The organism is Catenovulum adriaticum (assembly GCF_026725475.1).
GTDB lineage: Bacteria > Pseudomonadota > Gammaproteobacteria > Enterobacterales > Alteromonadaceae > Catenovulum > Catenovulum adriaticum.
The window spans coordinates 474,163-488,448 of the sequence record NZ_CP109966.1 but is presented as its reverse complement, the minus strand read 5'-3'; the positions used below and the strand labels follow the sequence as shown (position 1 = coordinate 488,448).

Sequence of the window (14,286 nt, the reverse complement as noted above, 5' to 3'; positions counted from 1 at the left end):
TGTTACAAAGCTTAGGTGATGTCGTAATACATCACCTAAGCAACTGGTTTTAGTGTTTTTATAAATTTAAGGCCAGTAATACAACGTCGTGTTTTGCTATTTCGAAGGTTATGATAGAACCTTGCTGGCTGACAGTATATCGTTGCCATAGCTCCTTGATATCTGTGGTATCTATATTGAGTTCAGTTAAATCGAACTGGTAAGTAACAGCATTATCATTTTTGTTAAAAAAGGCTAAATAATTCGTTCTGGTTTGGCTGCTTTTAGCGTGCCAAATATCAATACCTTGTTCGCATTTAAGTAGTTTATTGCTATGCGAATATTGATTAATATCTAGCACTGCTTGGTTGGTTAACAAACTTATCGTTTGTTCATCTGTTGATGGTAAATCTGCGCCTATCATCAGTGGTGAACGGGCCATACACCAGAGTGAAATTAAGCTATGTAGCTCCGCGGTGGTAAAGTTTGATTTGCGCTGTTGCCCGCCTGATTCACCACGTGGCAGATAGCCAATCGGTAACATGTCTGCGTCTGGCCAGTGGCCTTCAATGGCAAATTCAGCCCAAGTCGCGCAGCGTTCCATTTGTTTTTTCAGCGAACCCCATTCATCCCAAAAATCGGCCGAAATACGCCATAAATTTGAATTGCTGCGCAAATGATTTATTAAAGTAGTTTCTGGGCCGCCTGGCGATAAACTTAAAATCATTTCGCGGCCGCAATTTTTAATCGCTTTACTGATACCTTCAATATCGTCAATGCGATAGGGTGAGCCGTTACCGGTAGGAGAGCCGTCACTATTGGAAACTTCGTGCCAGCTGTTTACATCGTCGGCTTTTATATAATCAACGCCCCAATCGGCATATAATTCAAAAATTGAATCGTAATAAGCTTGTGCTTCAGGCTTGGCAAAATTAAGCGTACGTAAGCTATTAAACCACGGGCATGCTTCACGTTCGTAGGTGATTTGATCTGCAGTAACTTTTGTGCCTTTTACAGGCGTTTTTTGTTTGACTGCTTGTAAAGGCATACCACGCATAATGTGAATGCCAAATTTTAAACCTAAGCTATGAATATAATCCGCAATTGCTTTTAACCCTTTACCACCTTGTGACGATGGAAACTTTTCAGGGCATGGGATAAAACGCCCAAATTCATCTATCATCACCGGAATATCGGACTGTTTATACGTTTCGTGGGTTGCGCCTACAGCATACCACCCTAAATCTAATACTACGTATTCCCAGCCAAATTGTTTGAGATGCTTAGCAATAAAGTCGGCATTGGCTTTAAGTTCTTGTTCATTAATGCTTACGCTATAACAATCCCAACTGTTCCAACCCATAGGCGGAGTTTGCGCGAGATGTGAATTAAAATAACTCATAATTGTTTTCTCTCAATTTATAAAATAACGGAAAATAAAATGATGAAACCCACCATTAAGACGATTGACAAACCTGACCATAATCCAACGTGCTGATACCATTTTTCGCCTAACCCTTCGTTAAAGTTCATGCTATTAAAGTTAAAGGTCAGATCGTCTGTGACTTGTTCCGGGCGTGCTTTAGGTGTTATATACGCAAGGCCTGCACACAGCAACATACATAGCATCCAGTTCAAAATGCCCTGGTTGGCATAGGGTGCTAAAATATCGGGCGCATTGCCCGTATTCACTAATAATTTAACCGCAATACCAAAAACAAAACCGACAGAAACGGTAATTAGTGCTGCTTGACCACCAAGACGTTTCCAAAAAGTACCGAGTAAAAATACTGCCGAAAATGGCGGAGCAAAGAAGGTGAATAGCTCTTGAATATAAGCAAATAAACTAACTTTTTGTGTACTTATCCAGATACCTAAACCAATTGAACCAATTAAAATAACAAATGTAATAATACGACCCAATGTTACTAAGTCGTGCTCTTTTGCTTCTTGATTCATAAAACGTTTGTAGAAATCCATTGTTATAACCGCAGAGGTCGAGGTTAAGACAGCACTTACAGTCGATTGAATAGCACCAAATAATGCAGCCATCAATAAACCTTGTAAACCATATGGAATAACATCAACAATGAGCGTGATGTAAGTTTGATCGGCAGCTTGACGTACATCGTTAATACTGTCACCAGCCAAAATAATATCAGGGCGCATTGCGAAATAAATAAGCCCAGGTATGACGACAATAAATGGTAATAACAACTTTAGATAAGCAGCAAATGTAATACCCATACGCGCGTGATAAATATTTTTTGCAGCAAATACACGTTGAATTAGAAATTGGTTGATGACGGTGTACCACAAACCAATATAGAAGAAGCTGAGTACCCAATGTGACCACGGCACTAATTGATGGGATAAAGGCTGAACAACTGACAAACGTTGATAATCATCTGTGCCTACGGCTTCTTGACTCATATGTGCAACAGCTTGCTGCCAAATGCCCGTTTCAGCGGTATTACGTTCAACCATGGTCGTGAAGCCTGCAAAAATATCGCCATGGCCTAATGCAGATAAACCATATAATGTGACTGAAAGGCCACCAATGACCATCACAATAATGGTGAGTAAATCCATCCAGGCGACAGATTTTAAGCCACCCCAAATAGCCCATATACCCGCGGCAAAACCTATCAAGGCGATAGATAAATATAACCCATTGGGTGAATCAGCTTGCCAACCCATCACTGAGTTAAAATCTAAAATGGCGTCAAGTGCCAACCCACCACCATATATAACAGGTGCTAAAAAGGCGAAGATATTAGCGATAACTGTCACTATCGCAAAAAATATCCGCATACCTGTATTAAATCGTCTCTCTAAGAATTCTGGTGCGGTAAAAACTTTGGCAGAAAAGAGAAAAGGGATAAAAATCCATATCATAAAAGTAAAGGCTATGACGGTACTCCATTCGCCTGTGGCTACTGAAATGCCATATATAAATGCAGCCCCAACTAAGCCAATAAAATGTTCGGTACTGATATTGGCAGCGATGTATGAAGCACCAACCACATACCAAGGTAGGCTGCGGCCTGCTAAAAAGTAATCTTCGGCGTTTTCTTCTGGCTGTTCTTTTTTGCGTCGTCCGGCTAGGTATCCTACTAAACTCAGTAGAGCGAAATAGCCAATAAACGAAAGCCAATCTATAGGTTGTAGTGCAATACTTTCAGTCACAAATTCACCTGTTTATATTTGTTTAGTTTAATTAATGGCTAATTGGTAGAGAGTGTAAATTAGCCATTAACATTTTTGATGTTGTATTATATTACAATATCCGTAGGCCATCAGCGACTAGCCTTCCCGAATTTGACAAAATATTTACAAATTGTGTCAGGTCTAAATATCAGAATATTTTCAGATATTTCAAATTGAAATTGGCATTGATGTTGCCATTATTTTAAATATAATTTTATAAAATGTTTTTAAAACAGGGTGTTATGGTTTTTTAAGTGGAGCTTTTCGACTTGTATTACTTGTTCAAGATGTTTAATGACCATCGGTCAAAACTAATGGTCATAATTGAGACGCAAATTATCCTTACGCCTTTGATAATAATGTTACAAAATTGAAAATATAACTATCAGTTTTGTAAGGAACGAGGATGTTGAAGAAAAAGATAACAATGGGCAGATTGAAAGCTGCACTGCTTATGTGTGTTGCTTTTTTGCTTTCAGCCACAGCGATAGCAAAACAACCCAATATTGTTTTAATGGTTGCAGACGATCATGGCCGCGAAGCTTTTGGTGCATATGGCAACAAGGCTATTCGCACTCCACATTTAGATCAACTTGCTAATGAAGGTGTTTTATTTAATCACGCATATGGCACTTCGGCTAGTTGCAGTGCTAGCCGTTCGGTATTATTGACGGGTTTACAAAACCATGCCAATGGCCAATACGGACATGAGCACTCATACCATCATTTTTCAACTTTCGAGCATATTAAATCTTTGCCGGTGCGCTTAGCCGACGCTGGCTATCGTACAGCTCAAGTGGGCAAATTTCATATCGGTCCACGTGCTACTTATAAATTTGATCGATACCTAAAAGTATCAGAGCAAAATGCTGATGGTTCACGCAATACCATAGGGATGGCAAAAGCAGCAGAGCCACTCTTTTCCGAAAAGTCTCCAAAACCATTTTTTTTGTATTTAGCAACAAATGATCCACACAGAGCGCATGAGCAGAATAGTTTAGGTGACAATACATTTGGTAATAAAAGTGATAACCAAGGTCTAGCTTTGAAACGTTTAGATTATCATCCTGATGAGGTAGAAGTACCAGATTATTTACCTGATATCCCTGAAACACGACGCGAACTTGCCGAATATTATCAATCGGTTGGACGTGTTGATGACACTATGGGCGAGCTCGTAAGATTGTTAAAAGCGGCTGGGCAGTATGAAAATACAGTGATTATTTATTTGTCTGATAATGGCACCGCCATGCCTGGTGCAAAAACAACTGTCTATGAACCGGGCATTCGTTTGCCTTTAGTCATTAAACCCCACAAAACCGATAAAGCTCAAGCCGACCAAAAAACACAAGCTATGGTGAGTTGGGTTGATATTACACCGACTATTTTAGATTTAGCCCAAGTGCCTTATCAAACCACTGATTTTAACGGAAAGTCTTTTAAATCAGTCTTGAGTGAACCGGAAAAAGATCACCAACGCGATGTCATTTATGCATCACACACTTTTCACGAGATCACTATGTATTATCCAATGCGTGTTGTGCGTACCCGAGATTTTAAATTAATTTGGAATATAGCACATGGTTTGCAGTATCCGTTTGCGTCTGATCTACAAATATCGAGCACATGGCAAGGTGCAATCGAGCGAAAATTAATGAAGTTTGGTCAGCGCAGCTTTAAAGATTATTTGTTCAGACCTGAATTTGAACTATATGACATGCGTGAAGATTCAAAAAACTATGGCGAACACGTTAATTTAGCAGACCATCCTGATTATCAAACCATTAAACACCGTTTAATGATGCAGTTACAAGCCTATCAATCTGAAACTAACGACCCCTGGGTTTATAAGTGGCAATACCAATAAACTAGCCACTTGGCTAATAAACACAAAATGGATAAGCGTAAAATGAAAATTAAACACATACTATTTAGCAGCTTGTTGCCGGTCAGCTTAACGCTAATCAGCTGTGGTGAAGATAATGCAACTACATCTACACAAGTAAACAAACCTATAATGGTTGAACAAAATACACAAAATCAGCCTTACAATGTCATTATGATTGCGGTGGATGACTTGAACAACTGGGCTGGTTATTTAGGCGGTCCGGCTAAAACACCTAATTTAGATAAACTTGCGGCTCAAAGTTCTACTTTCACCAATGCTTATTCAGTCGTGCCTGCTTGTAATCCATCACGTGTTGCCGTGATGACTGGGCAACGGCCTGAAACAACGGGCGCTTATTTAAATGAAACTAATTTTCGTGATGTAAAAGGTGGTGACAAACGCGTCACTATTCCACAATATTTTGCTAAGCAAGGTTATAAAACCAGTGCCGCCGGTAAAATATTTCATCACCCGAGAGGACAGAAAAACAACCCCGCACCCATGTCAGATCCGATTTCTTGGCAGTCTCAATTTGCTGGGCCAACCGGCACAGGTGGTGATAAAGAATATTTAAACCATGAGGGATGGGCTAAATGGCATGGTGGCATCGAAGCGTATCAAGGTTTACCTATTATTCCATATATTCGAAAACACGGTATTTGGGGACCGATAAAACAAACCGATGAAGAAACGGGTGATTATAAAACCGCTAATTATTGTGCCAATTATCTAAGGCAATCGCATAACAAACCGTTTTTCTTGGCTTGTGGTATTTTCCGTCCGCATTCACCGCAGCTAGCCCCGCAAAAATATTTTGACATGTATCCACTTGAATCCATTAAATTGCCAGCCGTACCGGCCGAGGATATGCAAGACATACCAGCAATTGCACAAAACAACTGGTCGAGTGGATTTGCGAAATTGGTAATGGACAGACCGGATGAATGGAAGCGAGCGGTACAAGGTTATTTAGCCAGTACGAGTTTTGCTGATGCTATGATAGGTCATATTTTGCAAGCTTGGGATAATAGTGAATACGCTGACAATACTATTTTGGTTTTATGGGGCGACCACGGTTTTCAATTAGGTCATAAAAACCGATGGGAAAAATTTACGTTATGGAAACAAGGTTCACATACGCCATTTATTATTAAAGCGCCGGGCAAACAAGCCGCTATGATTAATAAACCAGTCACTTTATTGAATGTTTATCCTACATTACTTGAGTTGGCAAACTTGCCAGCAAAACCAGATCTAGACGGCGTTAGCTTAACGCCGCTAATGGATAATGCCAAAGCAGATTGGCAACGCCCTGCAGTGTTAACTTATCAGCAAGATAATAATGCCATTATTTTTGAAAACTGGAATTTTATCCAATACAAAGATGGCAGTCAGGAATTATATAACCAAACAACAGATCCGCACGAATACAACAACCTAATTGGCCAACCTCAGTATGCAGAGGTTATCGAAAAATTGTCTGAATGGTTACCTGAAGTCAAAATTGCGCAAACAGAATATAGGCCAGGTGGTTAAAAGTCGGACAGGGATTGTCGTGATTTGTTTGCGACACCTTGTTTTCATTATCAGTCACCAAAAAGAACAAGCGGTCTTAAGCTAGGGTATAGCTGGTCATTTGCTGAGTGGTTGAAATTGTTATTATTTGAACTACTTCATAAAGGATATTAACTATGATTACTAAAACCGCTTCGTATTTGCTGGCTTGCTTAGTTGCATTACCAGTTTGTGCAAATGAGCGCTCAGAATGGCATAACTTGATAGATAAAAATCTTTCACAATTTGAATTTTGGGGTGGTGTGCCACATTCAACGGTTAAAGGGCTACCCACAGGGACTTACCAAAGTAATGATGTGACCAAAGGCACGCCACTTGGACTTAATAACGATCCGCTTAACATATTTAATGTAATTGAAGAAGATGGTCAGCTCGTTATCAAAGTTTCGGGCCAAGTATACGCAGGTATCAATACACGTAAAAATTACGGTAATTATCATCTTAAATTTCAGTTTAAATGGGGGATGCAGCGCTGGGAACCCAGATTAACCGCTAAGCGTGATAGTGGCCTTTTATATCATTGTACCGGTGAGCATGGTGTATTTTGGAAAACATGGAAAGCGTGCCTTGAATATCAAATTCAAGAAACTGATATTGGCGATTATCTTGGGTTAAAAGGCCCTAGAGGTCAATATCGTGGTTATCGAGTTGAACAAGAAAACAAGCCAGATAAACGCGACAGCGGTTTATACTATTATGACCCTAATAGTGAAAATATTATTACTGGTGCAAGATACACCAACGCGTATATTGAAAACGACGCACCTTTTGGTAACTGGAACACTGTTGAGCTTTATGCCGTGGGAGATGAAGCTGTCCATATGGTGAACGGCGAAGTGGTGATGTTTGTGGAAAACTTACAAACAAAAACAGGCGAGCCTTTGACATCAGGACAGATTCAATTTCAATCAGAAGCGGCTGAAATTTACTATCGAGACATGCAAATTCGTTATACCAGTAAATTTCCGCCAGAAATTGAGGCTAAAATACGCCGGATAGAAGTTAAATAAGAGTTATAAATGGTATACGATATTTTTTGTCACTCTAATTTTTAGGCCGTATTTTTAATTTAAATTGCGTGGCGGATAATAAGCTTAAATTTATGGCAATAGTGACAGGCGCGATGAGGGTATTAAATCGCGCCTGTAGGTTTATTATTTTAAATTGCCTTTTATTTTAAATTCCCTTTAATATTGCCTCTAATATGGTACTCACCAGGCTGTATATTACTTAAATTCATATCTGTTGAAATATCGCCATTTACAGATAGTTTAGTAACATCAACTGTTGGTAAAATAATATTGGCAACCGTGTTTTTGGGTACAACTACATCCATCACCAGTTGATTACCTTTGGTATTCCAACTAACTGATACTTCACCTTGTGGCGTTGTATAACTGCCATTTGCTTGGGTTAATTGATCGCCAAATTGAGGTTCTATATTAATTTCTTTAAAACCGGGCTTAGCGGGTTTTATCCCTAGGATACCTTCGTAAAACCAACGAGAGATGGTGCCATAAGCATAATGGTTTAACGAGTTCATGCCTTGTGGGTTAAAGCCGTCTTCAATTGAATAAGAATTCCAGCGCTCCCATGTCGTGGTGGCTCCATTGTTGATAGAGTAAAACCATGAAGGATACGTTTCTTTAAATAACAAGTCATAAATCACATCGCTTCGACCGACATCTTGTAGAACCTGTGTTAACAATGGTGTGCCTAAAAAGCCAGTGCGTAAATGCGAATCTGCTTCTTCAATTAGGGCAAGTAACTTATCAACTGCTAAATCACGTTTATTTTGTGGAAATAAGTTATAAGCTAAGCCAAGCAAGTAAGTGGTTTGTGTTTCTACGCCTTGTTTTAGGTTAAGCTGTTCATCAAAAAAATGTTGATTAAAAGCTTGTTTGATTTTGTCGTGCAAAAGGCTCAATTCTTTGTGATCTTGCGGCTTATTTAATACCTGCGCTGCTTGTTTTGTTAACTCTACTGAGTGCGCAAAATAAGCGGTACCAATTAAGTTAAAGTCGGTATTACCACGGTTACCGTTGTCACCGTCCTTTAAATTGGTTGGATAAGGCTGTAGCCAGTCGCCAAAAGTCATCATGTTTGAAATGAACTTATCGCTCTTTTTCTGGTGATAGTTAACCCAACCTTGCATCATGTCGTAGTTATCGGCAAGAATCGTTTTATCACCTGTAATAGTGTAAAGCTCCCAAGGGATTATAGTCGCAACATCGCCCCAGCCCGAAGAAGTCCATTTAATTTTCCAGTCAATAAAAGGAATATATAATGGGACTTTTCCTTCACTATTTTGCTCTTCACGCACACTTTGTAACCATGCAGACCAAAAAGCGTATACATCGCCCATGTACATTGATGGGGTGGCGAAGACTTGGGCATCACCTGTCCAACCTAATCGTTCGTCTCTTTGTGGGCAATCCAGTGGGATATCATAAAAGTTACTTCTCATCCCCCAAACAATATTGCTTGATAGTTTATTTAATTTATCATGTGAGCTTTCAAAACTGGCATGTAATGCCATATCTGAATGTTGAACCATGGCGGTTGCCCAAGATTTTTCAGGTTGTTTATTTTCGTCAAAACCTGAAATTTCTATGTAGCGGTAACCGTGATAGGTGTAGGTAGGTTGATATTCAATTTCACCTGTTTTATTGGGTAGGTAATAATCGGTCGATTCAGCACTACGGTAATTATCGGTATAAAATTCGCCTTTGTGTAAGGCTTCAGCAAATCTAATTTTAACTTTTTTGCCAGCAATAACAGGAATTTTAATTTTAGGCACGCCCACCATATTTTGACCAAAATCAAAAATAGCTACATCGCCTTTAACACCGACAATTTCTTTTACTGGTAATTGCTCGGTGATGCGGATAGGTGCATGACGTTTAGGCACTATTTTAACATTTTGCTCCAGCGGTTCAGCAATAGCGGTTTTCCAGCTTTTATCTTCAAAGTTGGTTGTTGTCCAGCCTGGCATTTCCATCGATTGTTGATAACGCTCGCCATCGTAAATGCTGGCAAAACGTATAGGTCCATTTTGGGTAACAGACCAGCTTGTATCAGACGGAATAATTTGAGTATTGCCATCGGCATAAGTCACTTCTAGTTGAGCCAATAAACGTGCAGGCTTTCTATGATCTTGTTCATGCTGATCAAAAGCTCGGCCAGCATACCAACCGCCAGCCAGGCTTGCAGCAATTACGTTTTCACCTGGTTTAATATGATTTGTTAAATCATAAGTGAGTGATTCTATACGTTGTGCATAAGGCGTCCAGCCGGGTGTCATTACATCTTCATTGGAAACCGCTGCATTATTAATAAAAGGTTTAAACAAGCCTTTTGCACTGATATAAAGCCGTGCTTTTATAATGTCTTTTTTTACACTGAAAGTTTTGCGAAAGTACTGGGGAGTTGCTAACAGTGCTTGTGAAGGTGTTTTATCAAGTTGTGTGTCGGGATGGCCAATCCATTGTGCTTGCCAGTCATTGTTGTTGAGCAAGCCCAGTTCAAATGCTTTCGGTTCACTCCAATCAGAGATGAGATCGTTTTTGCCCCAATTGCGTACGCGCCAATACACTTTTTGACGTGAAGACAATGGCGTGCCTTGATATTGTATCCAAGATGTATCGTCAGATAAGACTTTGTCACTATCCCAAAGTAGCTCATTGTTCTCAAAAAATTCAGCTTGCTCTGCTACCTGAATTTGGTAAGCCGTTTGGGTATTTAAATCGCTATTTTTAGCAATTTTCCATGAAAAGCGTGGTTGTGATTCATAATAACCCAGTGGCTCATTAAATCCTTCGCCAATGGTTAGCTCAACGGGGGCCATTTGAGCTGTACTTTCGATTACTTGCGGAACGGTTGGTTTACTTTCTGTGCAAGCGCTAAGCATTAAAGCCGACAGTAATACGCTGTATTTTTTTATACTCTTTGTTTTTATTAGCATAAATGCTCCGATCTACTCTTTCATTGACAATGAATTAATTGGCTTATTCGTTATTTTTTAAATATTTAAATTAATGTTTCTATATGTATATCTAAGATTTAAATATCTTTAAAAAGAAAGTTAAAGATTACCAAAAAAACATTGTGATTACTATTGACAATTATTGATTGGTTTTTTGTTTTTACCGAAAATAAATTAAGCATATTTAGTTTCAGTCGTTTAAATTAATGGTTTTGAGTTTTGGCTTTAGGGTAGTTACGCCCTATGTAATTCAACGTTTATCGATTACATAGGGCGTTATTTCAGCTCGGTTTTACTTGGCCGGTTGAATCAAACGAACCGGACCTATCAAGCCTGACGTTTGTAAAACTTTATTTTTGTCTTTGGCAAAAAAGTTATAGCCAGTAAAGGTAAATCGCTCGCTTTTAGGAGGTTTCTCATTAGCGTTTAACCAAGGCACGGTATCGCCAGTCATTTTATAACCACTGGTATCGGGCAGGGCTTCGTCGCCAATTAATCGGTTAACCCAAGTATTGGTGATTGCGACTTCAAGATTATTTTTGCCCGTTTTTACTGCACTGCTGATATCCACTGCAAACGGAGGTTTCCATAGAGTGGCTAGCTTTTTACCATTGACTGACACTTCAGCGATTTGCTGTACCTCACCTAAGTCTAAATACAGAGGTTTATTGTTGCTAATATCTTGTGCCGCTACTGTGAAAGTGTTTTGGTATTTTGCAGTACCAGAGTAGTGTTTGATGCCTCTGTTTGAATGTTTGCTCCAATCTTGTAAGTGATCAAAAGTAACGGATTCAGGGCCGCCCCAATTTGGATCAAATTGAACATGCCAATCGCCTGTAAGTTCGTTAATTTTAGAGCCTTTTGTACTGTTTAGATAAATATCTTTAACCAACTGCGAATGCTCACCTTTGTATATAGGGGTTTTATTATCGCGCCGGATTAAGATAAAACGACTTGCATAAGGCTCAAGGGCTAAATCAAAGGTTATTTTGTTGCCGTCACGGCGGTATGAATTGATGGGCTCAATCGTGCCGTCTGTATTATTCCAAATTTCAGGGATTACTTTGCCTTGATAGCCGGCTTTATCATCACTTTCTTCAACAATAATGTCGACTGTAACCTGGCGAAACTCAGGCTTTTCACTATGGAAAAAATACAAATCATTGCCCGCGATGCGGCGTTTGGCGAACACTTCTACGGGCTGGTTATTAATTTTTAATGTGGGTTGGTAACCTAATCGCTCAATACTTTCTGCTAAATCAAAGCTACTGACCCGACCTTTTTTATAAGAACGCAGCGTAGGTGAGCCATCGTTCCATAGCGTATCCGCAATTTGTTTAAACTGTGATTCATTTGCCCATTCACTATAACCAATTACTTCACCTGGCTTGTTACCAATAACGGTTGCGCCGTTAGCGACCAAGCTTTGTATACGTTTTAAAGTTTTGTGGTGCAAGTAATCTGTTCTTGTTAAATATAAAGCTTTGTAGCGCGTTCCTTCGGGTAACACTAACCATCCATCTTTAACACTGAGGCGGTTGAGCAATACATCTGTGTTCGTAAAGTCATAACCAAAACCGGCCGGGATTTTAACATTGCTGCCGCCACGCACTGGTGCAACATCGCCTAAATGTACTAAAAAGTCGGCATCAGGTACGCCTTGTTGCAATAGGTAAGAGCCACGCGCTAAATATTTAAACCATTCTGTGCCACCGTTGTTCCACCAAGTTTGGGTGCGATCAAAATGTGAACCTATCGAATCCATGGTCATGCCCGGTTTAATATGGTTATTGGGCTGATGCGCAAAACGATGAAACATGGTTTCGTTAATGCCGCGCGCCCACATATGATCGCCATGGTGTTTGTATAAATATGGGTGACCTTTCCAGCCTAAACCGGTTGAGGTAAATGATTCAGCTGAAATAATTTTTTTACCATAAATATGACCCGATGAAATAGCAGCGCTGGTGCGGCCATGATAAATTCTATTATTGGGTAAATTAAATTTAACCCAAAATTCACCCATCACACGATCCGCTTTACCACCCGAAGCCAACTCATCAAAAGGCCCCCAGCCATAAGGTTCAATGTATGATTCCAAGCCATATTGTTTGGTTAAACGGGTAAACTCGCCAAAATAATTTTCGACCATTAAGTCAGACAAATGCTGGCGAAACTCTTGTAAAATAGCACCTGTATGTTCAGATGATTCAATCACACGACCAGTTAACAGTGGCAACCATTGAATTAAGTCGTAATCAAACTTTTCTTTAAATGTTTGTTCTATGCCTTTAGTCCAGTTTTGACCACCAACTTCATAACTGTCGATTTCAGTCGTTTTAATTGAATCAATACCTTGCGCTTTGGCTTTTTTAACTAATTTGCCAACGTATTGATCAAAGTGAAATTGCAGGGCTTTAGCATCAAACTTATCAACTTCTAAACCTTCTCCTTCAACAGTGGCTGGTACGTTAAATGCGCCTGTGCTGGTGTAACCAAACCGCAAAATGAGCCAGTCGCCTTTTGGCAATTTAATCCCATCTTGAGGTAACTCTCCACGATTTAGCACAAGCACGTCTTCAGTTTTAGTGATAGCTTGCGAAGGCATTTTCGGATTGAGACTTAAACGACCTCGTTCCATGCCATTCATTGAAAACCAATGATCAAATCTTGGGACTGACCATAAATCAAATCGCTTAAGGGTTATCGGTTTATCAAACACTAAGCGAAAATATTTAGCGGTATAACCATCCGTTTTGTCATTCACTAATTGTGGACTAAACGCCCATAAGCGAGCACCGGGGCGAGGGCGCCTTAGTTTGTCAACTACAGTGGTAAAATTCACGCCATCATCAGAAATTTGTAAAGCGGCGTCACCAAAACGATCGGGGGTTTCAATGTGTAAGCTACGTAGTGTAGTGGCTTGGTCAACCTCAACTTGCACCCAGTAATCATTGTTTTTATTGGCTTTAAATGTCAGTACACTATCCCAGTCGTTGTCGGTAAGCACATCAGCATCTAATTCGGGATCTGAAACCGTTACCTTGGCATTAGCAAAGGCATTGCTTTGGTTGTATTTGTTGGCGGGTAGGGCGATTACCGCAATATCACGATAAAACTGTTCATAGAATCCAGGCTGTGGCGGGTTGACAGCCGTTCCATCTTGATTAACTTTTACAGCTTGTTCTGACCAAGTAACACGTTTCATTGACATTTCAGGTGTTACCCAAGGTCCACCACTTGAGGTCCAACCGTCGGCATTGTGAATGCCAAACTCAATATCGTTTTTATCGGCTTGTTCTGCTGCGTGTACTAAAGTATCGAAAAATTCATCCGTGCCAAAACGAACAGGTCCTCGTGACGAGTAAGGTTTATTGCGTCGGTGAACATGAAAAAATATCGCCCCACCAATCCCTGCTTCTTTCATTGCTTTAAAGTCTTCGGTAAAACCTGGTTTGCTTAAATTACCATTCATGGCATGCATCCAGGTTTTGGGCAAATAGTTTTTTGCTGGGGTTTCAAAGTTATTAACAGAAAGGGGCTCTGTCTGATGCTCGTTAGCGTAACTTGTTGAGCAGGTCAACAATAGCGAGCCACTCACGGCTAGTGCTACTTTTTTAAATAGGTTATGTTTTTTACGCATTTTTCG

7 protein-coding genes are annotated in these 14,286 nt (G+C 39.9%); 3 read left to right on the top strand and 4 right to left on the bottom strand.

Annotated features, from left to right (window positions below; translation table 11 throughout):
* Positions 1-58 precede the first annotated feature (58 nt).
* Positions 59-1,381: a glycoside hydrolase family 27 protein gene (locus OLW01_RS15490; protein WP_268076435.1), complete on the bottom strand. Its 1,323-nt coding sequence runs from the start codon at positions 1,379-1,381 to the stop codon at positions 59-61.
* A 17-nt stretch (positions 1,382-1,398) separates the two neighbouring features.
* Positions 1,399-3,168, bottom strand: a complete 1,770-nt coding sequence (locus OLW01_RS15485) for an SLC5 family protein (protein WP_268076434.1) — start codon at positions 3,166-3,168, stop codon at positions 1,399-1,401.
* A 427-nt stretch (positions 3,169-3,595) separates the two neighbouring features.
* On the opposite strand from OLW01_RS15485, the gene OLW01_RS15480 reads away from it, so the two are divergent.
* The 3 genes from OLW01_RS15480 to OLW01_RS15470 all read left to right on the top strand — a co-directional run bounded on the left by OLW01_RS15480 (position 3,596) and on the right by OLW01_RS15470 (position 7,662).
* Positions 3,596-5,056 (top strand): sulfatase family protein, encoded by a 1,461-nt coding sequence (locus OLW01_RS15480; protein ID WP_268076433.1) that lies wholly within the window; start codon positions 3,596-3,598, stop codon positions 5,054-5,056.
* Positions 5,057-5,098: 42 nt separating this feature from the next.
* Positions 5,099-6,613 (top strand): sulfatase, encoded by a 1,515-nt coding sequence (locus tag OLW01_RS15475; protein ID WP_268076431.1) that lies wholly within the window; start codon positions 5,099-5,101, stop codon positions 6,611-6,613.
* A gap of 155 nt (positions 6,614-6,768) precedes the next feature.
* Positions 6,769-7,662 (top strand): 3-keto-disaccharide hydrolase, encoded by an 894-nt coding sequence (locus OLW01_RS15470; protein WP_268076429.1) that lies wholly within the window; start codon positions 6,769-6,771, stop codon positions 7,660-7,662.
* Between the two features lie 161 nt (positions 7,663-7,823).
* Here OLW01_RS15470 and OLW01_RS15465 read toward each other — a convergent pair whose 3' ends face one another.
* Positions 7,824-10,616, bottom strand: a complete 2,793-nt coding sequence (locus tag OLW01_RS15465; RefSeq protein WP_268076427.1) for an alpha-L-rhamnosidase — start codon at positions 10,614-10,616, stop codon at positions 7,824-7,826.
* Between the two features lie 313 nt (positions 10,617-10,929).
* Entirely contained in the window at positions 10,930-14,280 is a 3,351-nt protein-coding gene (locus OLW01_RS15460; RefSeq protein ID WP_268076426.1) for a glycosyl hydrolase, read from the bottom strand.
* Positions 14,281-14,286 lie beyond the last annotated feature (6 nt).

Bases quoted from the DNA above. Each gene is read 5' to 3' on its own strand.
- OLW01_RS15490 (WP_268076435.1), bottom strand. From the start codon at position 1,381: ATGAGTTATTTTAATTCACATCTCGCGCAAACTCCGCCTATGGGTTGG.
- OLW01_RS15480 (WP_268076433.1), top strand. From the start codon at position 3,596: ATGTTGAAGAAAAAGATAACAATGGGCAGATTGAAAGCTGCACTGCTT.
- OLW01_RS15475 (WP_268076431.1), top strand. From the start codon at position 5,099: ATGAAAATTAAACACATACTATTTAGCAGCTTGTTGCCGGTCAGCTTA.
- OLW01_RS15470 (WP_268076429.1), top strand. From the start codon at position 6,769: ATGATTACTAAAACCGCTTCGTATTTGCTGGCTTGCTTAGTTGCATTA.
- OLW01_RS15465 (WP_268076427.1), bottom strand. From the start codon at position 10,616: ATGCTAATAAAAACAAAGAGTATAAAAAAATACAGCGTATTACTGTCG.
- OLW01_RS15460 (WP_268076426.1), bottom strand. From the start codon at position 14,280: ATGCGTAAAAAACATAACCTATTTAAAAAAGTAGCACTAGCCGTGAGT.